The organism is Pectobacterium versatile (genome assembly GCF_003932035.1).
GTDB classification, from domain to species: Bacteria; Pseudomonadota; Gammaproteobacteria; order Enterobacterales; family Enterobacteriaceae; genus Pectobacterium; species Pectobacterium versatile.
Genome location: NZ_CP034276.1, coordinates 1,421,854 through 1,445,846, shown reverse-complemented (window position 1 = coordinate 1,445,846; position 23,993 = coordinate 1,421,854). Strand labels below are relative to the sequence as shown.

Below are 23,993 nucleotides of genomic sequence, written 5' to 3'. Positions count from 1 at the left end.
TCTGCACGAGGCTTGTAAGTGACACCGACAGGCCCCATCTAAGAGTCAAATGAATTCAAGAAGTAAGAGAGACTACTCATGTTAGAACAACAAGCGACTATCGTTGACGTCAATGAATCCAACCTGCATCAGGTGTTGGAACACTCCATGACACTGCCAGTCCTGTTTTACTTCTGGTCGGGGCGTAGCCAGCACTGCCTGGAGCTGGAACCGGTGCTGGACAAGCTGGCGCAGGAATACGCAGGACAGTTTGTTCTGGCGAAGGTTGACTGTGATACCGAGCAGCGCGTCGCCGCTCAGTTTGGCCTGCGCTCAATCCCAACCGTGTATCTGGTTAAAGACGGGCAGCCGCAGGATGGTTTTCAGGGTCCACAGCCGGAAGAGGCGATTCGTGAATTGCTGAAACGCGCGCTACCGAAAGAAGAAGAGCTGAAAGTCGCACAGGCGCAGCAGCTGATTCAGGAAGACAAACTGCCGGAAGCGATGCAACTGCTGAAAGACGCCTGGCAACTCAGCCAGCAGCGCAGCGACATCGGTCTGATGCTGGCGGAAGTGCAGATTCAAATTAAACGCAGTGAAGATGCTGAGGCCGTGCTGGCCACTATTCCTTTGCAAGATCGAGACACGCGTTACCATAGCCTCGTGGCTCAGATTGAATTACTGAAACAGGCGGCAGATACGCCAGAAATTCAGCATCTACAGCAGCAGTTGGACGTCGACCCGCAAAATGCGGATCTCGCGGTACAGCTGGCTCTGCAACTGCATCAGGTCGGCCGTAACGAAGAAGCGCTTGAACTGCTGATGGGCTTCCTGAAGAAAGATCTGGCCGTTGCTAACGGCAGCGCACGTAAAACGCTGATGGACATCATGGCCGCCCTCGGCACCAGCGATGCCCTCGCCGCCCGCTACCGCCGCCAGCTCTATTCGTTATTATATTGATTTATCTTGTGAAAAAGGCCAGAACGTTGATTCTGGCCTTTTTATTTGCAGGCAAGCATTAGCCATCGGCTTATAGACTTATACTGACTTGATGCGATGATTTTGACGTTACTCGGCGTAAAAAATTATGCTGAGGAGATAGCAGGCTTAGGATGAGCCGCATGGATGCGGCGAAAGCTTGCGCCACGTCGGGAACGTGTCGCAAGCGGTCCGTTAAGCCTGATACCGACGAAGGAACCGCGCCAGCGGCGTAATTCACGCCAAAAAGCCTAGGGGTCACGGGGCGAGCGGCGCTTGAGACGCCCCGTGTCGGGCGCGTGCTATGAAATAGCATGAAAATGACGGTATCATCGCGCACGAAACAGCCTCGACAGTGACATAAAAATACGACTCAGAGGCAGTCTTAGATCCCCCCGCTGACTACAACGTCTCCAACACCGTGATCCAACCATGTCCGCCGTAGACGGCCCACCCATTTAGCCAGCGGCGCAGCATGTTCATCGCCAGCATCGCAACGACTTCCTGATGGGTTTTCAGGCTGTAGCGCTGTACGTTGAACTGTATCGTTTGGGCAAAAGATCCTTCCGGCGTATGCAGCGCTAATGACAGCTCTGCATCATTCCGGTTACCCACAACCAGCGCTAACGATGCCCCCTGACGCTCCGCCAGATGGCGAGCATAGTCCACTAACCCAGACAGGCTGCTATCTTCAACGTTTGCCAACAGTTCCCCGCCCGCCAGCGGAACATCCGCCGACTGAAGCTGCCAGTTGAGCAATCCTGCCGTGAAGTGTTCACTCACTGCCAGCGTCATATCACGCTCGGCCAGACGCCGTGCCAGTTGTGCCGGTAACCCCTCGGTTCCTTCAAAGATGGTATTTTCCCCTGCCACGGTGCGCACCGTTTCCCACAGTTGCTCCATATTTTCCTGCTGCGCGGCTGGGCCAGTCAGCTTCAGCTCGATAATTGGCATAGAAGAGCGGTAGCCCAGCACCACGCCCGGCGGTAACGCCATGCCGTCCAACTGGCTTGCCAGATCGCTCTCGGAGCGCCCAAAGGTGGTCAGACGTAGGCACAGTGGGGCATCGGCGACAGCAAAACGCTCGCGCAAGCGCGGCATAATTTGCTGATCGACCATGACCTTAAACTCAGACGGCACGCCCGGTGTAAAAAACATCAGGCACTTGTTCAATTGCAGCGCAAAACCACAGGCGGTGCCCACCGGGTTATCCACCATTTCCGCGCTGGCAGGGATTTGCGCCTGTTTGCGGTTGCTCGGTGCCATCACTCTGCCACGCTCGGCAAAGAAAGCCTCCATACGCGCCAGCCATTCCGCGTGCTCAACCAGCCCTTCTCCTGCGGCAGTGGCCGCCGCCAACGCGCTGAGATCGTCGCTGGTCGGCCCCAGGCCGCCGTTCACAATCAGGATATCGGCTATCTGGCTACGCTGCGTTATCGCAGTCACCAGCGCATCGAGATCGTCCCCCACCGTCATCCGGCTGGTCATCGGTAATCCCTGCTGAAACAGATAATCCGCCAGCCAGGCCGCATTGGTATCAATAATCTGACCATGCAGCACTTCATCGCCGGTACATAACATCTCGACCCTAAGCATTTTTTTATTCCTCGTGACGATCCTGAAACCACTTTAAAAAGTCGCATGAACAAACACAATGTTTCTTTCTGCCTGCCCGATAACGCACCGCCTCCAACGCCCCTCACTCCAGTGTAAATATAAAATTACACCCCTCGTAACGGCGTTTTGACAGAAATCACTGAATACTCTACCCTGCTGCCAAAAATATCTGGATAGCCACGCTATTTATAGAGGAATAGGTGAAAAATCGTACTCTTGGCAGCATTTTTATCGTTGCAGGCACCACTATCGGAGCTGGAATGTTGGCGATGCCGTTAGCCACCGCAGGCGTCGGATTTGGTACTACATTGATGATATTGATCGGTCTGTGGGCACTGATGTGTTACAGCGCCTTATTACTGGTTGAAGTGTATCAGCATCAGCCGTCGCACACTGGGCTGGGCACGCTGGCAAAAATCTACCTCGGTCGCTGGGGACAGTGGATTACCGGCTTTAGTATGTTATTTCTGATGTATGCGCTCACCGCGGCCTATATCAGCGGCGCAGGCGAACTACTCGCCAGCAGTATCAGCCAGTGGAGTGGCTACTCACTTCCGCTGTCCGCAGGCATTCTGCTCTTCACGCTGGTTGCTGGCGGCGTCGTCTGTATCGGAACATCCTCAGTCGATTTGTTTAACCGCATCCTGTTTAGCGGCAAAGTGCTGATGCTCGTCATCATGTTGGCCGTCATGGTTCCCCATATTCAGCGCGTCAACCTCCTAACGCTGCCGCTGCAACAGGGTCTGACGCTCTCGGCATTACCGGTCATTCTGACCTCATTTGGTTTTCACGGCAGTATCCCCAGCATCGTGCACTACATGGGTGGCGACAGCCGTAAGCTACGCCGGATATTCCTTATCGGTAGCGTGATACCGCTGATTGCCTATATCTTCTGGCAGCTCGTGATGTTGGGTAGCCTCAGTTCTTCAACATTCAACGCTATTTTGGCCGATCAGGCGGGATTGAATGGGTTGATGCAGGCTATTCGCACGCTGGTTGCCTCACCACACGTTGAACTGGCCGTCCACCTGTTTGCCGATCTGGCGCTGGCGACCTCTTTCCTCGGCGTGGCGCTTGGATTATTCGATTATTTAGCCGATCTGTTTAAACGTAAAAATAGCATCATCGGGCGCGCGCAAACGGGCTTGCTGACCTTTATTCCCCCGCTGGTGTTTGCCCTCTTTTATCCACAAGGATTCGTGATGGCGCTGGGCTATGCGGCAATTGCGCTGGCCGTGCTGGCACTACTTATTCCAGTCTTGCTGAGCTGGCAGGTGCGCAAACAACGTCCTGAAATACGCGCGACGCGCGGTGGCGCACCGGTCTTGGCACTGGTCTTCACCAGCGGCATCGCAATCATCCTGATCCAACTGGCGATGGTGGCAGGCTGGCTGCCGTCAATCAGTTAACCTTCTCATTGGTTAATCCAAGACATAAAAAAAGAGCGTGAACTCAACATTCACGCTCTTTTTTCTTTTAACTTCAGATAGCTATCAGAAGTTCAGACCAACGCCAACATAGGCAGAATCCGCCAGTCTGTTATCCGGGCCGTTCTCACGCGCCATATTGATGTAGCGGTAGCCGACATCGACGTTCAGCGGTCCAAATACCTGCCAGCGAACGCCCGCTTTCCCTTCAACATAGTGGTCAACATGGCTGGAGAAAGCATCTGGTGAATAATAGCCTTCGCCATACAGCGAGAACTGACGGCTCAGCGGCCACTGCACGCCGCCGCCCAGTGCGACACCATAGCCATCATTGCCGTGATCCTGATTCAGGTACAGCGCTTTACCACCCACAGTCAGTTTGAGTGGACCAACAGGAATGGTGTATCCCAGACCGAAGCCGTATACGTCATTGTTGTTGTCGCCGTGGGCGTAGCTGACATTACCCGCAAGCCCAGGAATGCCCAGACCGAAGCCCGCACTGGCGCCTGCGTAATCGCGACCCGCTTCCCCGGAAAGGCTAATGGCATGTACGGAAGCACTTGCAAGCAACAAGCTTCCCGCACAGGCAATCACAAACTTTTTCATTTTCAATATCCTTAAAAACCGTCGTTAAACGCGCGTGTAAAGGTGTTATCGTTGCCGATTCTACCCGAAACGCCCCCTCACTCCAGCACGAAATTGCCCTGAGCAGCGATTTATTCTTTTAATAATCATGAAAGTTTGCCTTCACCGTTGCTGACAATGGCAGTAATAAGTGCCGCCTATTTGCTCAAAAAAGACAAAGTGAACAATAGTATTCACCATGGATGACGACAAAACAGGCAGAAGGAAACGATGATGAGAGAAGAAAAATTAGCCACAGGAAAGCACACCACACCGGTTAATCGCCTTCCAGCGGGTTCCGATACGCACAGCCCGATGCGGTTTCAGGACATGTGGTTTCTGGAGAAACTGGCGCTGTTTGATCGTGAAACCAGCGCCAGTAACCAGACCAGTCATCCACAAAAGGTGGCGAAACCCGGCACCAGCGCACCGGACAACTAGCCTACGACCGATCTGCGCGACCTGTTGTGTTGGACGAATGGTGCGTTGCATTGACCCAGCTTTTCACCTGCTGGCGAGAAAGCTTAATCCCACCATTTTTCAGTTCAACGGGCAGCGCATAATACGCGACCGGACGCTGAAATCCGGCAAGCTGCGGCTGTAGCCAATCGCGTATCGCATCAAGCATCGTGGTTTGTGCCACCTCCAATACCGCCACAGGACGGTGGCCGAACTCTGCATCGTCAACGGGCACAATGCAGGCCTGTTGAACATCGGGGTGTGCCAACAGCACGGCTTCGATATTCTCGGGCTGAATCCCTTCCCCACCGCTGAAGAATTGATTATCCAGACGCCCCAGAATGTGCCACTCACCTTCAGTCAGTAACCCGCGATCCCGAGTGTGAAACCAGCCGTCATCATCGACGAGTGGAATCAGTTTTCCGTCACGCCAATAGCCGGCGGCCAGCGTGCTGCCACGCAGCAGGATTTCATCCTCCACCAGCCGGATCTCTCGCCCGTGCAGTGGCATGCCGACGCCCGAACATCTGTCAGCACGTTTCGCGCAGACCGTGGATGCCAGTTCCGTCAGACCATAGCCACACCAGCAACTGACGCCTCGCGCTTCCGCCTGTTGCGTCAGCGCCTGCGGGATCATCGCACCACCGAGCAATACAGCCTTTAATGCCGTGGGGAATGTCCCTTCTGACAGCAGTCGCCACAGTTGCGTCGGCACCAGAGAAGCATAGGTGCAATCGCGCAGCGCACTATCCAGAGGCTGATGCGCACGGACAACAATCGTTGCCCCGGTCGCAAGCCAGCGCCAGACAATGCCCTGCCCGGAAACGTGGAAGAGCGGAAGTGACAACAGCCAGCTGTCGCTGGCGGAAAATGCCATCATCTGAACCACACCTTCCGCGCTGGAGAGATGGGCAGCAAATGAATGCACCGCCGCCTTCGGCATCCCGCTGGAGCCGGATGTCAGCGTCAGCGTCGCCAGCCGATCGGCCTGCCAGCGTAATCTATCGGTACGGCGGCTTTCCTCGGCATCACACAGGGGTAAAGAATCAGATGGCAAAGAAAGCGTGCGTACAGCCTTCGGCCACGATTTATCATTCAGGCACAGGCCATACGTTACATTCAGCGCAGGCAGTAGCGCCTCGGTTAATGCATCAGGTAACTGTGGATTCAGCGGCAGTACGCGCGCGCCGCACTGTAACAGCGCCAGATAGCTGAACAGCATCCGGACGCTATTTTTCCCGCGTAGCGCGACCGTACAGTCAGGCATAACGCCCTGCTGGGTAAAACGCTCTGCCAGTTGATCTACCCGCTGGGCAAGCGACTGCCAGCTCCAGCGGGTTTCATCCTCAATCAATGCGACAGATTCATTCAACGAAACAAACTCATTCACCGAAACAGACTGGGGCATCTGGCTAGCCCAGTGTCGCCACGGCCAGTCAGTCAGGATTGCCATACCACATCCAGTTGCTCAGCAGCCAGCAGCGGCAACGCGCTATCCTGCCAGCGTTGAATCACCTGCGCCTGCATCAGATCTAACGTGTCCAGCCCTGGAACCGTGTCCGGCGTCAACCAGTGTGCCAAACGCGCCAACTGCGTTAAACCCAGACTGGATTCGATGCTGGAGCTGATCACCGCCGTTAATCCAGCCTGATGCGTTTCCTGCACCAGTTGCTGGCAACGTGCGAGACTACCGACAAGCGTAGGCTTGATCACAATCGCGCTCACGCCCGGCTCGGCTTCTACCCGAAAATCCGCCTCGCGCACGCTTTCGTCCCAGGCAATGTTGATGCCCGTTTCCCGCGCAAACTCGCGAGATTCTTCACGGGTTTTGCAAGGCTCTTCAAGAAAGGCAATGCGAGAACGCAATGACGGCGCGACATAACGAGCGAAGCCGTCGGCTTTGGCACGCGTCCAACTGCGGTTGGCATCCAGACGGAGTTTCAGATCCGGCAAGGCTTCCAGCAGTACGTTAACGATCATGCCGTCACGCACCGCTTCGTACAGGCCGACTTTGATCTTTGCCACTTTCTCGCCTGGCATCGCCTGTAGCATCTCAAACAGCTCATCAGGATCGCCGCTGCACAATGGCGCTTTGCGATAGTCCGCCGCCTGCGGCAAACGCTGCTCCAGCTCGGCCTGCGCACAGCTCAAGCCAAAGGCAACCGACGGCGGAAGATCGTCAGAAAATGCCTGTCCTGCTGCCCACGATTGTAGCTGTTCAAGCGCGGCTGATTCCGCCTCTGCCAACGTTTCCACGCTGAATTCCGGCAACGGCGCAATCTCACCCCAGCCCAACCGCTCGCCGTCTTGCAGGCGAACGATAAGCCCATCGCGGGTTTTCAGACGCTGATTACGCAGCACCACTCCGGCTTCCATCGGCAGGCTGTAACGATAGAGAGTGACCTGACGCATTACGGATTCCGTTTGAATTTGCTGAAGTCAGGCTGACGTTTTTCATTGAACGCGTTGCGGCCTTCCTGCCCTTCATCTGTCATGTAGAACAGCATGGTGGCGTTACCCGCCAGCTCCTGCAAGCCCGCCTGACCGTCACAGTCTGCGTTCAGCGCCGCTTTCAGACAGCGCAGCGCCATTGGGCTGTTTTGCAGCATTTCACGGCACCAGCGCACGGTTTCTTTTTCCAGATCCGCCAACGGTACTACCGTGTTCACCAGCCCCATATCCAGCGCTTGCGCAGCGTCGTACTGGCGGCACAGGAACCAGATTTCACGCGCTTTCTTCTGACCCACGATGCGCGCCATGTAAGAAGCGCCCCAGCCGCCGTCAAAGGAACCGACACGCGGACCCGTTTGACCGAAGATGGCGTTCTCTGCCGCAATCGTCAGGTCACACATCATGTGCAGAACGTGTCCGCCACCGATGGAATAGCCTGCGACCATCGCGATGACTGGCTTCGGACAGGTACGGATCTGGCGCTGGAAATCCAGCACGTTCAGGTGATGCACGCCGCTGTCGTCCTGATAACCGCCGTAGTCGCCACGAACTTTCTGATCGCCGCCGGAGCAGAATGCTTTATCGCCAGCACCGGTCAGGATAATCGTCCCGATACCGTCGTCATGACGGGCATTATCGAGCGCCTGAATCATCTCTTTTACCGTTTGCGGACGGAACGCATTGCGAACCTGAGGACGGTTAATAGTGATTTTGGCAATGCCATCAACGGATTTATGGTAGAGAATATCGGCGAAGTCGCCGCTGCAATCGTGCCATTCAATCGGTGCGTAAAGCAGATCTTCACTCGGATAAAGCATAGTTATCAATCCTTAACGTGATGCAAAAGAAAAGAGCGAACCCGCTCGGCATAGGCCGTTGGATTCGCCTGATGAGCATTGTGACCCGCCTGAGCCACGCTCAGTAACGGCAGGCCGTATTGCGCCGCCAGCGTTTGAAACTTCACATCGCTGACACCGCATAAGTAAACAAAAGGTATCGACAGGTGCTGGAGGCGTTCCACCAAAAAAGGCTGCCGCCCCAGCGAGGTGGCTTCCAGCATTGCCGCAACGGACGCACCGTGATTGGCGCTACGCCGCACGATCAGCTGTTCACGCTGAGTAGAGTCAACATCGGCAAAGACCGCCTGCTGATACCAGTCCTGCAAGACCGCTGGCAGCGGTTCCTGACGAAAGCGCTGCGCCCAACGTGCATCATGGTGGATGCGTTCCGTACGCTGCTCCGGCGTTGCCAAGCCGGGATGTCCGCCTTCGACCAGCAACCCGAGCATGCCGTCATGCTGCCCGTTGCAGGCGTGATACATCGCGATACGCCCACCGAGCGAATAGCCTAGCAGCCAGTAATTCTCAATGCCTTGATCCAACAGTGTCTTGCTTAACTGGCTACTAACATCGGCAAAATCTGTTGTGGATATCATTCGCGACGCGCCGTGTCCGGGTAAATCCACCAGCAGCACGGGCCAGTCACGACAAAACGGCAGAATGGGCTGCCAGTCCTCACCGCTGCCTAATAAACCATGCAAGCACACCAGCCACGGCTGCCTCGGCGCCACCGCGCCATGCGTCACTTTCCGGCAGCCTAGCCCTTGAAAATCTATCCCCTGAAACTCTAGTGCGCCCACGTCGCCACCTGAGCGACCAGTTCATTGAGCGTTTCCGCGCCGTCCTTCGGCTCAACCACCACTTCCAGCAGCGTGACGCCGCCCTGAGTCCAGCAATCCGCTACCGTACTCTCCAGCTGTTCCCAGCTCTCGGCACGCACGTAATTCAGGCCAAACATCGCAGCAGCGTGCCCGAATTCCACATTTTGCGGCATGCAGTAAAACGCTTCACGCTGTGCAACTGGCGTCGGCAGCAGGGAAAATATCTGGCCGCCGTTATTGTTTACCACGATTAATACCAGCGGTGCGGGAGACTGACGCAGCAGCGCCAGCGCATTCAAATCGTATAACGCGGAAAGATCGCCGACGATGCCCAGCGTGGCTTTTGACGTGGCACGCTGTACACCGGCCAGCGTGGAAATCAGGCCATCAATGCCGCTGGCACCGCGATTACCGTACACCGGATATCCCTGTGGGAGCTGCGCCAATGCGTCGATCAAACGCACCACGAGACTATTGCCGACAAATAGCTGCCCGTCCGGCGGCAACAGCGCTGGTATGCGCTGCGCCAGCTGTGCCTCACCAAAGCGGGAAGCCAGATGTGCGTCGACCTGCCGCTGCGTTCTGTCGGCAATATCCGCCAGTAAATCCGCCCACGGAGCTTGTTTATGTGCAGGATGCGCAGACAGCCATTCGCCCACGTCCGCCACCAGACGGCGTCCACGGTGATGAGCCGGATCCAGCCGTCCCGGCAAATCGTCAATTAACCAGAATTCTTGCGGCTGGCACTGTTCCTGCCATTGCAGCAGGCGCTTACCCGTCAGGCTACCGCCGAACTGCAAGACAATTTCCGCCTGCTGTAAGCGAGCCGCTGCGTCAGGATGCGCCAGCCAAATATCCGCACAAGGTAACGGCTGCCCGCTTTGCGACAGGACATCACCAATCAGCGGCCAGCCCAGTTCGTTCGCCCACGCGGCGAGTTGTCCCCCTTGTTCAGGAGTCACGCGACCAGCGAGGACAACGCCCCGCTTCTGTCGCCACTGCAACCAGTCCGGCTGCACCGCCAGCGTACTCTGGCGCATTTCGCGCAGCCAAGGCTCACGGCTATTCCACCAGTCGCCCAGCGTCATCAGCCAGTCCTGATACGCCGTGCCGTCATCGGCACCGTACAGCGGTTCGGCAAAGGGACAGTTAATGTGCAACGCGCCGTGCGTCAGCCGCGCCATGGCGCTATCCACAGAGGAAACCAGCCAACTAGCCGGAATATCGGGCGTGGGGCGAGGTAAATCCAGCGCCAGCGTGGGGTGTGAAGCATACAGTGCATGCTGACGAATCGCCTGATTCGCACCGCAGTCAATCAACTCCGGCGGGCGGTCAGCCGTCAGAACCACCAGACGTTCACCGGTTAACCCGGCTTCAATGATGGCAGGGTAAAGATTCGCGGCAGCAGTGCCTGACGTCACGATAATCGCAACCGGTTCACGCGAGGCTTTTGCCAGCCCCAGCGCCAAATGCCCGAGCCCCCGCTCGTCAAAATGCGTGTGGCAAATCAGTGCGTGATTATCCGCCGCAGACAGCGTCAACGGGGTGGAGCGAGAGCCAGGCGCGATGCAGACATGCCGGACACCGTGGCGGGTCAGCGATTCCAGCAGTAATGTAGCCCAGCGGCGATTAAATACACTTGTTGACATGTTGTACTCAACAACTCAGGTTGCAGGTTATATCCGTTATACTTCAAGCCGCATAGCGTTGTTCAAAACGCTAACGTTTTGTCACGCAACTCGAATGATTTAGGGTATTAAGCAAATACTAATGATCAAGCTGTTGGCGGTCTGGTTGCCCTTCAGCACACATCGAGATCAGCCTTATTATATTTTTTTTTATCACGCTGACTTTGATATAAACCAGTACCTCGCACAACAACCATAAAACAAAACTATGACATATCACCGTCTAACAGGGATCTTAGCCCTGCGGCTTTGTTTTCTAACTCCTGCCATTCTTGTTCTGGATCAGAACCCGCCACAATTCCGGCACCGGCATAGAGCGTTAAAACATGATCTCGCACTTCGGCCGAACGTAGCGCCACGCTGAATTCAGACTGCTGACGCGAAAGGTAACCAGCGGAACCCGCGTACCAGCCGCGTTCAAAGGGTTCATGTTCGGCAATAAAACGGCGAGCCTCTTGCCTCGGCAGACCCGCGACGGCTGCCGTAGGCTGTAACGCATTCAGGCACGCGCTATCGGATGCAGTGCGCAGCGTGGCGTGAATGGTACGGCGCAGATGCTGTACTTTACGCAGGCGCACAATTTCCGGCGGCATGACATCTAGCGACAGTGCGGACTGCTGTAGCCGCTGACAAATATCATCCACCACCAGCATGTTCTCGCACTGATTTTTGGTGTCATTCATCAGCCAGTCGGCCAGCTCAGCGGCTTTGTGCGCATCGCGGTCGCTTGCCACCGTTCCTGCCAACGCTTCCGTTTCTAATTCGGTTCCCCGCCGACGATAAAGCCGCTCCGGGCTGGAACCAAGAAACGCATGACGCGCATCGTGCGCCAGCATGAAATGGAAACAGTGGTGATTTGCCGCCCAGCTGGCAGCCATAAAGGTGGTGGCCTGTAGCGGCTGCGTCAGCGTTAACGTGGTCGCCCGCGCCAGAACGACCTTTTCCATCAGCCCGGTATTGATGTCATGCAGCGCCCGCTGGAGCAAATCAATCCACCCCTGACGCTCCGGCTGATGCCCGACGGACTGCACCTCCGCATGCAAAAGAGGCTGCGACGCGGGTGGTAGAAGCAGGTTAATAAACGCCGAGGCTTCAACGGCATCCTGTTGCAATGATGTGTCACTGAACAGATTAATACTCAGGCTGAGCGTATCATCCTGACGTCGCAGTTCTGCCCGGGGCAAAAACAGGTAGCTGGGTGACGCAACGTAGTCCTCTTTCGTTTGATTAAACGCGTTCAGCCCCCAGATGCGCACATCGGAATCGCACTGCTGCTGAGCAAGAAACGCCTCGGCGTCCTGAATGTGGCGAAACCCGCACACGTTGCCACAAACAGCGGCTTCTTCACGATCCTGACGATGCTGCCAATAGAACTGGGGGTACACTGGCTGGGTCGCCAGCCACGGCAATAGCTCAGACGCATCGCTGAGGGCCAACGAACGCGTTATTTGTCTGAAACCTGCGCGCTCAGGCTGTGGCTCGCGCAAATCCTGCTGCAGATGCCGCAGCAAGTCGGAAAGTTGTTTCACCGTTACCCCGGAGACCTAACACAAAGTAGGGGATTATACGGGAAAAAAACATGTCGTGGGTGAGAGGTTACGCAAGACCATAACGGTGAGCACGGACTGAAATCGCACCAAACGGCAAAACGGGTCGCGCGCATCGCTTTAAAATCCTCTTCCATCATCATTATTGCTTCAATTGACCGATTCTTTTGCCGATTATCTAATCGGCATTTTTTTGCCCGCTCCACGGCTCCAAGCCCCCCTTCTTCCCTCACGCCAACACCGCACACCAGGATTCTTTCCATTCAGACCGCTAATTATGGTAAAAGTAGGCCCTTGTTACGTCGACCGGATAGCCTCGTTCAGGATGAGTACAGCTCTGAATTCCAACCCGTTATGCATTAATCAGAATCTGCCAGGCAAGAAAGCACAGGCGGCCACGCGCATCGTTTTCTTTGTTGCGGGCTTTGCTATGGCTTCCTGGGCGCCGCTGGTGCCCTTTGTCAAAACGCGGCTGGCTATCAGTGATGCCTCTCTGGGGATGTTGCTGCTTTCTCTCGGTATTGGCTCGCTCTTAGCCATGCCGCTTACCGGTTTCCTCACCAGCAAACTGGGGTGCCGCAGCGTTATTTTGCTGGCAAGCGCGCTGCTTTGTCTGGTGTTGCCCGCGCTGACGCAGGCAGAAACGCTGCCTCTCATGGCGATAACGCTGCTCTTTTTCGGCGCGTCCATGGGTATGATTGATGTCGCGATGAATATTCAGGCCGTCATCGTGGAACGGGCAAGCGGTCGGGCGATGATGTCCGGGTTTCATGGCTTCTTTAGCATCGGGGGGATTGTCGGCGCAGGCGGCGTCAGCGCCCTGCTGTGGCTTGGCCTGTCCCCGCTGATGGCGATTCTGGCGATTGTCGCACTCATGCTGATATTTATGGCAACAGCGCATAAACACCTGCTACGCACCACAAATCAAGATGACGACAGCCCGCTGTTTGTCATCCCGCGCGGCTGGGTGATGTTCATTGGCTCACTGTGCTTCATCATGTTCTTAGCCGAAGGTTCCATACTGGACTGGAGCGCCCTCTTCTTAACGGTTGAACGCAACCTGAGCGGCGCGCAGGCGGGCATGGGCTATGCGGCATTTTCCGTCGCGATGACGCTGGGCAGGCTGAACGGCGATCGCATCGTTAATGCGCTCGGCCGCTACGCGATTCTGACCGGTGGCAGCCTCTGTGCCGCACTCGGTCTGGTGTTAACGATCAGCATTGATAATGCAATCACCGCCATTCTTGGCTTTGTGATGGTGGGTATTGGCGCATCGAATGTGGTACCGATCCTTTTCAGCGCCGCGGGAAATCAAAAGATCATGCCGCCGAATCTTGCCATCGCCTCCATTACCACGGTGGGCTATGCAGGTATTCTGATCGGCCCAACTATTCTTGGCTTTATTGCACAGTTCAGCAATTTGGCTACCGCATTCGGGTTTGTCGCACTGCTATTGCTGGGCGTTAGCGCCAGTGCGCGTGCCGTTATCCGCTAATCAGGAGCGTTAATTGATGCCAGCCATGATCCTGCGTTATTTTTCACTCCTTACGGTGCTGTCGCTCCTGATTACCGGAACGTTCGGCTATAGCTACATCAACGATTTGCTGGCGGACAAAAAACATTCGCTGACGACCATTGCTCAGGGCATACAAAAACGCGTCGATACCTATCGTTTTTTCACCTACCAAATATATGGCAGCCTGAACAGCGAACCAGCCGCTAGCGACACCAACATCAGCGCGATTAATTTAATGCCGAATGTTTTCTACGTAGAAAAAAACGGTCAGAAAACGGACGCGCTGATTTTTGGGCAACATGATAAAGGGACACTCACCTCGGTTCGCCGGATATCACGTTATCTTGATATTCTCTGGGGCGCGGAGAATAGCGTCTATTCCATGTATTACCTGAATGGCATCGACAACAGCCTGACGATGATTTCCACGCAGACGCTGAAAGATATCTCCTCGCAGTTCCGTGGGAATTATATTACGGTTATCGCCGAAGCCCGCCGGACGGAAATGCTGCAACAGGCGAATGTGCTAGACGAGCGCGAAAGTTTTTCCCCGCTGCGTAAATTACGCTTCTATAACGACTACTATTTTACGCTGCGCACCACATTCAATCAGCCGGGCCATCTGGCGACGATTCTGGCGTTCGATTTACCGATTAACGATTTAATCCCAGACACCATTCCGCGTGAGCATCTTATGCTGAAGCCAGATACGCCGGCAGCCAGCAATATGGATAACAACAATGGCGAAGGCACGGCTGACATTCAGCTTCATGGCTCTAATCTTGAAATCTCCGCCACGCTGGTGAATGCACCGATAAAAATCGTTTTTCAGGTGCCGATAAAAGTCCTGATTATTGATTCATTGCGTAATAACGTCTGGCTTCTGCTACTGAATCTGGTTCTGCTGAGTTTATCCATTGTCGGCTTTTATCTTTTCCGTCGGCAGTATGCGCATCCCAGTGAGGATGTCTCTCATCAGTTAGAAAAGACGCTGAATATTTACCGCGAAACAACGGGCAGAATCCCGATGGGCGTACTGGTTTATGATTTCAGCAACAATAAAGTCGTCATACAGAATGAACGCGCAGAGCAGTTACTTCCGCACCTGAGCCTGCAAAAAATCACCAATATGGCGGACGAGCATCAGGGTGTCATTCAGGTCACGATTAATAATGAAATGTATGAAATACGCCAAATCCGCAGCCAATATTCGTCTGATTATTGTCTCTTCCTGCTGCGTGAGCAGGATAAAGAGATTCAGGTGCAGCGGAGACTGCTGCTCGCCCAGCGTGAATACGAAAAGAATATTCATGCCAGAAAACGGTTATTCCAAAACCTGCTCAGCGAATTCAAGCAGCCGCTGATTTCACTGCGACAGCATATTCATGAGCTACGCCACAGCGATACAGCAACCGTACCGACACCCACGCTGGATCAGCTAACGGCAGATACCCGCTGTGCGATCGAACTGCTGGAAAATATCGCCTTGCATGAAAAGCTGGAGGCGCAAGAATGGACCGTGGTCAACGACAGTTTTTCACTGCTGACGCTTATTGACCAGGTTCTCCTTGAGCTGCTACCACGATTGAATCAAAAAGGTCTGACCCTATTCCATCATTACAATCTGGATATGAATCAAACCTACGTGGGCGATGCCGAGCTGTTGAAAAAGACGCTGGCGCTGCTGCTGAATTATTCGGTGACCAATACGGATTACGGCAAGATTACGGTGTCGATTGATAGAAAAAATAATGAATCGGATACGCTGATTATTCAGATCAGCGATACGGGAACGAATGTTTCAGGCAAAGAGCAGGAAAATATTCGGCACCCTTTCCTGCATCCTGCGACTTCCGATCGTTTCGGACAAAATTCAGGATTGACCTTATTTTTGTGCAATCAACTCTGTAATAAACTGGGCGGCGCGTTAACTATCAATAGTAAGGCCGGGTTAGGCACACACTATATTCTGACGCTAAAACTGGAACCGGAAGCGCTTCCCGTTGAGGAAGAAAAACTGCTGGATGGTATTACCGTTCTGCTGGATGTGACGTCTGATGAAGTACAGCATATTGTCGGCAATATGCTGACGGGCTGGGGTGCGAATTATCTGGTTAGCGATGAGCGCCAGATTAATCAGGAAGCGGATATCTGCATGACTGACGACCCGGAGAAAAAAGCAGATTATACGCTGCTGTTGAGTCATGACGATGACACAGTAACGCCTTTGGGCCCGCGCCGTTTGCGGGTGAATTATAATATCAGCCACCTCCTGCAGGAGGCATTACTTAAGCTGATTGAGCTACAACTGGAAACATCACCCGATACGCTACAGGAAGGGGAACCGGATAGTGTCGAATTTTACGCCGAACAATTGGCAGCAAGCGACTATTATTCGCTGTTCGTGGAGACAGTACCGGATGATTTAAAGAGGCTGTATACTGAAGTGGAAGCAGGCGATTTCCCGTCGCTTTCGCAGACGGCACACCGGCTGAAAGGCGTGTTTGCCATGCTTAATCTGCATCCTGGCAAACAGTTGTGTGAACAGCTTGAACAGCATATTACCGCGCATGATAGTGAACAGATCGAGGCTAACCTTCATGAAATTGAGAGGTTTGTCAGTGCATTACTATCCCCAGTAGAACCTAAAGGGCAGCAAGGTAGCCAACAAGATGAGTAACCAAAACGATGAGTAACTTAAACGTAATTATTGCCGACGACCATCCTATTGTCCTTTTTGGCATCAAAAAATCGCTTGAGCAGATTGAATGGGTCAATGTGGTTGGCGAATTTGAAGACTCAACAGCGCTGATCAATAACCTACCTAAGCTGGATGCTAATGTTTTAATCACCGATTTATCCATGCCAGGCGATAAATACGGTGATGGTATTACCCTCATTAAATACATTAAGCGCCATTTTCCCCATCTCTCTATTATTGTTCTTACTATGAATAATAATCCGGCGATTCTGAGCGCAGTGCTGGATTTGGATATCGAAGGCATCGTACTGAAACAGGGTGCGCCAACCGATTTACCCAAAGCGCTGGCGGCCCTGCAAAAAGGGAAGAAATTCACGCCAGACAGCGTATCCAAAGTGCTGGAGAAAATCAGCGCCAGCGGCTACGGCGACAAACGCCTGTCTCCGAAAGAAAGTGAAGTGCTACGCTTGTTTGCAGAAGGTTTTTTGGTTACCGAAATCGCCAAAAAATTGAATCGTAGTATTAAAACGATCAGCAGCCAGAAGAAATCAGCCATGACCAAGCTGGGCGTCGAGAACGATATCGCCCTGCTGAATTACCTGTCTTCCGTTAACGGCGGCGCAACGCAGGTCGATTAAGATTTCCCTCTCCTGCACCGGCAGCCGCTGGTGCAGGTTATTCCATAGATGTTCTCGCCTGACGCACCACGTTGCTGTAATGCGCCAACGACTGCTGCAACGTATCCAGCGTAACCGGTTTTGACAAACAGTGATCCATGCCAGCCCCGAGGCAACGCTCTCTTTCTTCCGCCAACGCATTTGCCGTCACGCCGATAACCGGGAAACGTAACCCCTGCTCGCGCATACGCCGAGTGAACAGATAGCCATCCATATTCGGCATGTTGACATCCGTCAGCACGATATCAATATGGTTTTTACTCAGTACGCCCAGTGCGTCTACGCCATCATTCGCCGTCATCGCCTGATAGCCCAGAGAACCGAGCTGATCCGCCAGTAGTCGACGGTTGATGGGGTGATCGTCAACCACCAGAATCATAATATCGCCATTCTCAACCCGTACGTAGCTGGTCAGCGGCGGTGAAATCTCGACGCGATTTCTGTCTTCGCTTTCTGAGCGATAAATTTTCTCGAGCAAATCAGGCAGATGTTGAGGTGTGGACGTCCCTTGCACCCAGTGCCCGTCGCTCACTTCCTGCGCTAACCCGGTATGTGCGCCACTCATCACGATATGCGCCCGAACGTTAACGTCCTCTTCTGACGCGTAATCGCTAATCATCACATCATCAGGCGACATGATTTGATTCTGATAACGCGCCACCTGCAATCCCTGTTCCTGCAACAGCGTCAGCAGATAAGCCTCCAGCCGGGCATTGCGTATCCTCAACCAGCACATTTTCCCTTGCAGACTGGCGTTGATCGCCGCTGGGGCATAGTGCGCTTTATACAGCGGAATTCTGACGCCAAACAGGCTGCCGAGCCCAGGTTCCGACTCGATGGTAATGTCTCCATCCATCAGATTGACCAGCTTTTCACAAATCGCCAGCCCTAAGCCCGTCCCCTGAAAATGACGCTGAACACCGCTCCCAGCCTGGAAGAACGGGTCAAACAGCTTCACCGCCTCGCGAGGCTGAATGCCCACGCCAGTATCACGCACCACAAATTCCAGATAACCATCGCGGCAGCCAACTTCGAAAATGATGCAGCCCGTGTCCGTAAACTTGATGGCGTTACTCAGCAGATTAGATAACACCTGCTGCAAACGTACGGGATCGCCGAACAGGCTGACTGGCACGTTGGGATCGATAAAGCAGTACAGCGTCAGGCGTTTTTTGACCACCAGCGGGAGATAGTTGCTGGTGATGTGGCTGATGACTTCATGCGGCGCAAACTCACATGCTTCAATCTTCAACTGCTCCGACTCAATCTTGGAAAAATCGAGGATATCGCTGATGATTTTCAGCAGCAGCGAGGAAGAGTTGCTCATCGCCGCAACCAGACGATTGGCGTCCTGCGGCAGCGATTTAGTTTGCAGTAAATCGAGGTTACCGATAATCCCGTAAAGCGGCGTACGTAATTCATGGCTGACGGTAGCGAGGAACATCGATTTAGACTGGCTTGCCTGCTCGGCGGCATTCGCCATTTCCTGTAGCGACTCTTCCATTTTGACACGCGCACTGACGTCCAGCAGCACACAAATTGCCACGTTTTCATTACGATAGCGCGAATGGACAAAGCTGATTTGCAGGTGATGATTGCGGCTGGTCATGACATCAACAAACTTGGACTGCTGCTCGCAAATGATGCGGGTAATTCGCAGCCTATCCTCGTGGGTAAGCAGGTTGAGATAGTTGTGCGCCAGTTCGTTGCTGAGGATGTTCGTGCCGTCATTAATACGTAGGATACAAATGCCTATCGGTGCCGACGCGACAATCTTGCGGTTGAATTGCTCGTTTTCTTCCAGTTGGAACGCATTCACTTCCGCAGGCAGCAACATTTTCCGCTCAAACACCAGCGCCAGCACAAACAGCAAGATAGCCGATAGCATATTCAGCATCAGCATGTTGATCATCAGTGCGCTGATATGGGAGAGCAGCACCTTCAACGGCAGCGAATACACGATACCGAATGAAGTGGGCGGCAGCGACTTTTTCAGAATGAGTTCATCATAGCCATTCACATAGCCAAAATAATTATGCTCTGAGGGGTAGCCGTCTACCGAAGAAACATAGCGATCTTTATCATCGGAAAACTGCAAAACCACCTGATTATATTGATCCAACAGCCGGGCACTGATCGGGAATTTACCCATGGTGACGAAATCATCCAGACGAATCGTCTGTTCAATCCCCATGATGACTTCCAGCTTGTTATCCACATAAATCGGTGTCAGCGCATATAAATAGCCAACATCGGGGATTGACGCAGGGGTAATCCAATAGACCGTTTCATCGCGTCCGCTTTGGGTGCGACTCTTCTTCTGCTCCTGAAACCGATCCTGCACATTTTTAAGCAAGTTATCACGGTCGAGCGACTGGTTACGGATACCAAAATCAACCATACAGCGCCGATCGCCGCCGACAAAAAAGACCCGATTAAGATCGTAGACGGCAGAGAAATTATCCTGCCAGCCGTTGAAAAAATGGCTCAATGAGAGCAGCGCCGCATTCCCGCCATATTGCGTGGAACACGTTGCGCCGGGAGCCAGTGCATAAACGGAAACACCGGGGCCCCCTTCCGTTGGCGGCTCTGCCTTTTCTCTTGCCAACATCAGGCGATTTGCCGCCAGATACTGGAGTTCGCGCACAATATCCGATGCGTGTCGGATGTAACCCTGCGACTGATCAAAGCTGAGGTTATACTCCTGCCGCAGCTCTGATTCTTTTTCATTCAATACTTTAGTGACATAAAAAACGGATATCAGCGCGCCCAATACCCACAGCATGACCGCCAGAACCCGAAACAAATAGCGGGATACCTTTAATGTGGTCTGGAATGAGGCGAGATATTTCAAATGGATACCGTTGAATAATGGAAGAACCAGTTGGCTGATACACTACCGAGAGTCGATAAAAAAAGCCAGCGCATCGCGCTGGCTTACTCTGCTCATTCCGGTTTAATGAAAAGGCTTATTCGTCATCTTCAGCGATATCATCATCGCCATCAATGTCATCGATAGCATCATCGTCTTCGGCAACTTCGCCTTCAACTTTAACTACGCCATCCAGCTCTTCATCTTCTACCGGCTCAGCAACGCGTTGCAGGCCGACAACATGTTCGTCTTCCGCCGTACGAATCAGCGTGACACCTTGCGTGTTACGGCCAACGATACTGACTTCAGACACGCGAGTCCGCACCAGCGTTCCCGCATCGGTGATCATCATGATCTGGTCTGCGGCATCAACCTGAACCGCACCAACCACTTTACCGTTACGTTCGCTGACCTTGATAGAGATAACCCCTTTCGTCGCACGCGACTTGGTCGGGTACTCGCTCACGGCAGTACGCTTACCAAAGCCATTCTGCGTGACGGTCAGGATATCGCCTTCGCCGCGAGGAATGATCAGAGAAACGACGCGATCTTCGCCTTGCAGATTGATACCACGGACGCCCGTTGCCGTACGGCCCATCGAACGCACCGCCTGCTCGGAGAAGCGAACCACTTTGCCTTCCGCAGAGAACAGCATCGCTTCATCGCTACCGTCGGTCAGGTCGACGCCAATCAGCTCGTCACCCTCGTTCAGGTTAACCGCGATGATCCCCGCGCTACGCGGACGGCTGAATTCCGTCAGCGCCGTTTTCTTCACAGTACCGCTCGCGGTTGCCATGAAGATATGGCGGCCTTCTTCGTATTCACGTACCGGCAGAATCGCCGTAATACGCTCATTCGGTTCAAGCGGCAGCAGGTTGACGATCGGACGACCGCGCGCACCACGGCTGGCTTCCGGCAGTTGGTACACCTTCATCCAGTACAAACGACCACGGCTGGAGAAGCACAGAATCGTGTCGTGGGTGTTGGCCACCAGCAGACGATCGATAAAGTCTTCTTCTTTAATACGTGCAGCAGACTTGCCACGACCACCGCGACGCTGGGCTTCATAGTCGCTCAGCGGCTGATACTTCACGTAACCCTGATGAGACAGCGTAACGACAACATCTTCCTGGTTGATCAGATCTTCGATGTTGATGTCAGCGGTGTTCGCCGTGATTTCCGTGCGGCGCTCGTCGCTGTATTGCGTTTTGATCGCTTCCAGCTCTTCGCGGATGACTTCCATCAGGCGCTCAGGGCTATTGAGGATATAAAGCAGCTCGGCGATCTCCGCCAGCAGCTCTTTATATTCATCAAGCAGCTTTTCGTGCTCCATGCCGGTCAGTTTCTGCAAACGCAGATCCAGAATCGCCTGCGCCTGCGGTTCCGTCAGGTAGTAGTGACCATCACGGATTCCGAACTCTGGCTCCAGCCACTCTGGACGCGCAGCATCATCGCCCGCACGTTCCAACATAGTAGCAACGCTACCCAGCTCCCACGCTTGTGCGATCAGCGACGCTTTCGCTTCAGCAGGTGACGCAGCACGACGAATCAGTTCGATAATCGGATCGATGTTCGCCAGCGCAATAGCCAGACCTTCCAGAATGTGGGCACGGTCACGGGCTTTACGCAGTTCAAAAATGGTACGACGCGTCACCACTTCACGGCGGTGGCGCACAAACGCAACCAGAATGTCCTTCAGCGGCATGATCTTCGGCTGGCCCTGATGCAGAGCGACCATGTTGATGCCGAATGACGTCTGAAGCTGGGTCTGGGAGTACAGATTATTCAGTACCACTTCGCCCACGGCGTCACGCTTAATCTCGATGACGATACGCATACCGTCTTTATCAGATTCGTCACGCAGCGCGCTAATGCCTTCGATACGTTTATCTTTGACCAGCTCGGCAATTTTCTCGATCAGGCGAGCTTTGTTCACCTGATACGGAATTTCATGCACGATGATGGTTTCACGTCCAGTTTTCGCGTCCGCTTCCACTTCAGCACGCGCACGGATGTAAATTTTACCGCGCCCGGTACGATAGGCTTCTTCAATGCCGCGTCGGCCATTAATGATCGCCGCCGTCGGGAAATCCGGGCCTTTGATGTGTTCCATCAACCCTTCAAGGCTGATGTTTTCATCATCGATATACGCCAGACAGCCGTTCACGACTTCCGTCAGGTTATGCGGTGGAATGTTCGTTGCCATCCCGACTGCGATACCGGAAGAACCGTTAACCAGCAGGTTAGGAATACGTGTAGGCATGACGTCAGGAATCTGCTCGGTGCCGTCATAGTTCGGCACAAAATCGACCGTCTCTTTTTCAAGATCGGCCAGCAGTTCATGAGCAATTTTCGACATGCGAATTTCGGTATAACGCATCGCCGCAGCAGAGTCGCCATCAATCGAACCGAAGTTGCCCTGACCATCAACCAGCATGTAACGCAGTGAGAAAGGCTGCGCCATACGTACGATGGTTTCATAAACGGCAGAGTCGCCGTGCGGGTGGTATTTACCGATGACATCCCCGACGACACGGGCGGATTTTTTATACGGTTTGTTCCAGTCGTTACCCAGTACGTTCATCGCGTACAGTACGCGACGGTGTACCGGTTTCAGTCCATCTCGAACATCTGGTAATGCACGCCCGACAATAACGGACATCGCATAATCCAGATACGAGCTTTTCAGCTCTTCTTCAATGTTGACCGGTGTGATTTCTCTGGCAAGGTCGCTCATGGAGCCGCTATCCCTCTATATTAGGCATCTACCCGTGTACAGAAAAGTGAACCGTTCAGATAAGGTGAACTGTTCAAAAGGTGAAAAATTATATCACAAACCGCCCTTTCGGGGGAAACTCCCTTCCGCTCTGAACAGACTGTTTTCCCAATGGACTTTATTCCTCAGATATCCCTTAGAGAAAACGGACACCGCTGCACGTTGCAGCGCGAAGGGAGTATACTCGCGGCAGGATAAAGATGACGAAAGGCAGTGATGACACATGAATGTAGAAAATCAAACTCCGAACGTTGACCATCAGGAGATTGCCAAATTTGAGGCTATCGCTTCACGCTGGTGGGATTTAGAAGGTGAATTCAAACCATTGCACCGCATTAATCCGCTGCGTCTGGGCTATATTTCGCTGCACGCGGAAGGCCTGTTCGGCAAGAAAGTGCTGGATGTCGGCTGCGGCGGCGGCATTTTAGCCGAAAGCATGGCGCGTGAAGGCGCGGACGTCACCGGGCTCGATATGGGCGCAGAGCCATTGCAGGTCGCGCGTTTGCATGCGCTGGAAAGCGGTGTCGCTGTCGATTACGTGCAGGAAACGGTAGAAGCGCATGCACACGCGCATCCGGGCCTCTACGATGTCGTCACCTGCATGGAAATGCTGGAGCACGTGCCTGACCCGCAATCCGTGGTGCAGGCCTGCGCCAAGTTGGTCAAACCCGGCGGACACGTCTTTTTCTCCACCATCAACCGCAATGCAAAAGCGTGGATGATGGCCGTTATTGGTGCCGAGTACGTGCTAAAAATGGTGCCACGCGGCACGCACGACATTAAGAAATTCATTCGCCCAGCAGAACTGATGCACTGGGTCGACAGTACACCGCTGCGTGAAAAACATATCACCGGGCTGCACTACAACCCGCTGACGGACCACTTTAAACTGGGTCCAAACGTGGACGTGAACTACATGCTGCACACTCGCCACGATAAATAGAACCGATTAAGAATACTCTTAAAAATTGCGTGGTTTTTCACCGCGCAATTTTCCAAGTTTTACCTGAAAAACCAACAA

Annotated in this window: 17 protein-coding genes; 7 read left to right on the top strand and 10 right to left on the bottom strand. The window is 53.7% G+C overall.

Annotation, left to right across the window (positions count from 1 at the left end):
* Positions 1 to 78 precede the first annotated feature (78 nt).
* On the top strand, positions 79 to 939 hold the full coding sequence (locus EIP93_RS06475) for a co-chaperone YbbN (protein WP_103970640.1): 861 nt from the start codon (positions 79 to 81) through the stop codon (positions 937 to 939).
* Between the two features lie 420 nt (positions 940 to 1,359).
* Here the strand turns inward: EIP93_RS06475 and EIP93_RS06470 are convergent, their stop codons facing one another.
* Complete coding sequence (locus EIP93_RS06470) at positions 1,360 to 2,553, bottom strand: nicotinamide mononucleotide deamidase-related protein YfaY (RefSeq protein ID WP_103941717.1); 1,194 nt, start codon at positions 2,551 to 2,553, stop codon at positions 1,360 to 1,362.
* A gap of 221 nt (positions 2,554 to 2,774) precedes the next feature.
* On the opposite strand from EIP93_RS06470, the gene tyrP reads away from it, so the two are divergent.
* Positions 2,775 to 3,983, top strand: coding sequence for a tyrosine transporter TyrP (tyrP, locus tag EIP93_RS06465; protein WP_010301326.1), 1,209 nt, complete (start codon positions 2,775 to 2,777; stop codon positions 3,981 to 3,983).
* A gap of 84 nt (positions 3,984 to 4,067) precedes the next feature.
* Here the strand turns inward: tyrP and EIP93_RS06460 are convergent, their stop codons facing one another.
* Positions 4,068 to 4,607 (bottom strand): YfaZ family outer membrane protein, encoded by a 540-nt coding sequence (locus tag EIP93_RS06460; protein WP_109225169.1) that lies wholly within the window; start codon positions 4,605 to 4,607, stop codon positions 4,068 to 4,070.
* A gap of 249 nt (positions 4,608 to 4,856) precedes the next feature.
* Here EIP93_RS06460 and EIP93_RS06455 point away from each other — a divergent pair, with 249 nt between their 5' ends.
* The gene (locus EIP93_RS06455) at positions 4,857 to 5,066 is read left to right on the top strand and encodes a catalase (RefSeq protein WP_225591989.1); all 210 of its coding nucleotides are present in this window, start codon (positions 4,857 to 4,859) and stop codon (positions 5,064 to 5,066) included.
* 1 nt (position 5,067) lies between these two features.
* Here EIP93_RS06455 and menE read toward each other — a convergent pair whose 3' ends face one another.
* The 6 genes from menE to menF form a co-directional block, all read right to left on the bottom strand.
* Positions 5,068 to 6,537 (bottom strand): o-succinylbenzoate--CoA ligase, encoded by a 1,470-nt coding sequence (gene menE / locus EIP93_RS06450; protein WP_125232450.1) that lies wholly within the window; start codon positions 6,535 to 6,537, stop codon positions 5,068 to 5,070.
* The gene (gene menC, locus EIP93_RS06445; RefSeq protein WP_125232449.1) at positions 6,525 to 7,496 is read right to left on the bottom strand and encodes an o-succinylbenzoate synthase; all 972 of its coding nucleotides are present in this window, start codon (positions 7,494 to 7,496) and stop codon (positions 6,525 to 6,527) included. The genes menE and menC overlap by 13 nt, the downstream gene beginning before the upstream one ends.
* Positions 7,496 to 8,353 carry a 1,4-dihydroxy-2-naphthoyl-CoA synthase gene (gene menB / locus EIP93_RS06440; RefSeq protein WP_109225170.1) on the bottom strand — a complete coding sequence of 286 codons (858 nt, stop codon included), beginning with the start codon at positions 8,351 to 8,353 and terminating at the stop codon, positions 7,496 to 7,498. The genes menC and menB overlap by 1 nt, the downstream gene beginning before the upstream one ends.
* A 5-nt stretch (positions 8,354 to 8,358) precedes the next feature.
* Positions 8,359 to 9,174: a 2-succinyl-6-hydroxy-2,4-cyclohexadiene-1-carboxylate synthase gene (menH, locus tag EIP93_RS06435; protein WP_109225171.1), complete on the bottom strand. Its 816-nt coding sequence runs from the start codon at positions 9,172 to 9,174 to the stop codon at positions 8,359 to 8,361.
* Positions 9,162 to 10,844 carry a 2-succinyl-5-enolpyruvyl-6-hydroxy-3-cyclohexene-1-carboxylic-acid synthase gene (menD, locus tag EIP93_RS06430; protein WP_125232448.1) on the bottom strand — a complete coding sequence of 561 codons (1,683 nt, stop codon included), beginning with the start codon at positions 10,842 to 10,844 and terminating at the stop codon, positions 9,162 to 9,164. The genes menH and menD overlap by 13 nt, the downstream gene beginning before the upstream one ends.
* Positions 10,845 to 11,089: 245 nt before the next feature.
* The gene (menF, locus tag EIP93_RS06425; protein ID WP_103860147.1) at positions 11,090 to 12,412 is read right to left on the bottom strand and encodes an isochorismate synthase MenF; all 1,323 of its coding nucleotides are present in this window, start codon (positions 12,410 to 12,412) and stop codon (positions 11,090 to 11,092) included.
* 343 nt (positions 12,413 to 12,755) lie between these two features.
* Between menF and EIP93_RS06420 the strand changes: the two genes are divergently transcribed.
* From EIP93_RS06420 to rcsB, 3 genes are read left to right on the top strand one after another with little or no spacing between them, the layout of a single operon-like run.
* Entirely contained in the window at positions 12,756 to 13,925 is a 1,170-nt protein-coding gene (locus tag EIP93_RS06420) for an MFS transporter (RefSeq protein WP_103860146.1), read from the top strand.
* 16 nt (positions 13,926 to 13,941) lie between these two features.
* A complete protein-coding gene (gene rcsD / locus EIP93_RS06415) occupies positions 13,942 to 16,626 on the top strand; it encodes a phosphotransferase RcsD (protein ID WP_125232447.1) in 2,685 nt (894 codons plus the stop codon).
* Positions 16,627 to 16,634: 8 nt separating this feature from the next.
* Positions 16,635 to 17,285: a response regulator transcription factor RcsB gene (gene rcsB / locus EIP93_RS06410; protein ID WP_005976164.1), complete on the top strand. Its 651-nt coding sequence runs from the start codon at positions 16,635 to 16,637 to the stop codon at positions 17,283 to 17,285.
* A 37-nt stretch (positions 17,286 to 17,322) separates the two neighbouring features.
* Here rcsB and rcsC read toward each other — a convergent pair whose 3' ends face one another.
* Positions 17,323 to 20,178 carry a two-component system sensor histidine kinase RcsC gene (rcsC, locus tag EIP93_RS06405; RefSeq protein WP_103860144.1) on the bottom strand — a complete coding sequence of 952 codons (2,856 nt, stop codon included), beginning with the start codon at positions 20,176 to 20,178 and terminating at the stop codon, positions 17,323 to 17,325.
* 115 nt (positions 20,179 to 20,293) lie between these two features.
* On the bottom strand, positions 20,294 to 22,933 hold the full coding sequence (gyrA, locus tag EIP93_RS06400) for a DNA topoisomerase (ATP-hydrolyzing) subunit A (RefSeq protein WP_095993975.1): 2,640 nt from the start codon (positions 22,931 to 22,933) through the stop codon (positions 20,294 to 20,296).
* A 262-nt stretch (positions 22,934 to 23,195) separates the two neighbouring features.
* On the opposite strand from gyrA, the gene ubiG reads away from it, so the two are divergent.
* A complete protein-coding gene (gene ubiG / locus EIP93_RS06395; RefSeq protein WP_095993974.1) occupies positions 23,196 to 23,915 on the top strand; it encodes a bifunctional 2-polyprenyl-6-hydroxyphenol methylase/3-demethylubiquinol 3-O-methyltransferase UbiG in 720 nt (239 codons plus the stop codon).
* Positions 23,916 to 23,993: the final 78 nt, after the last annotated feature.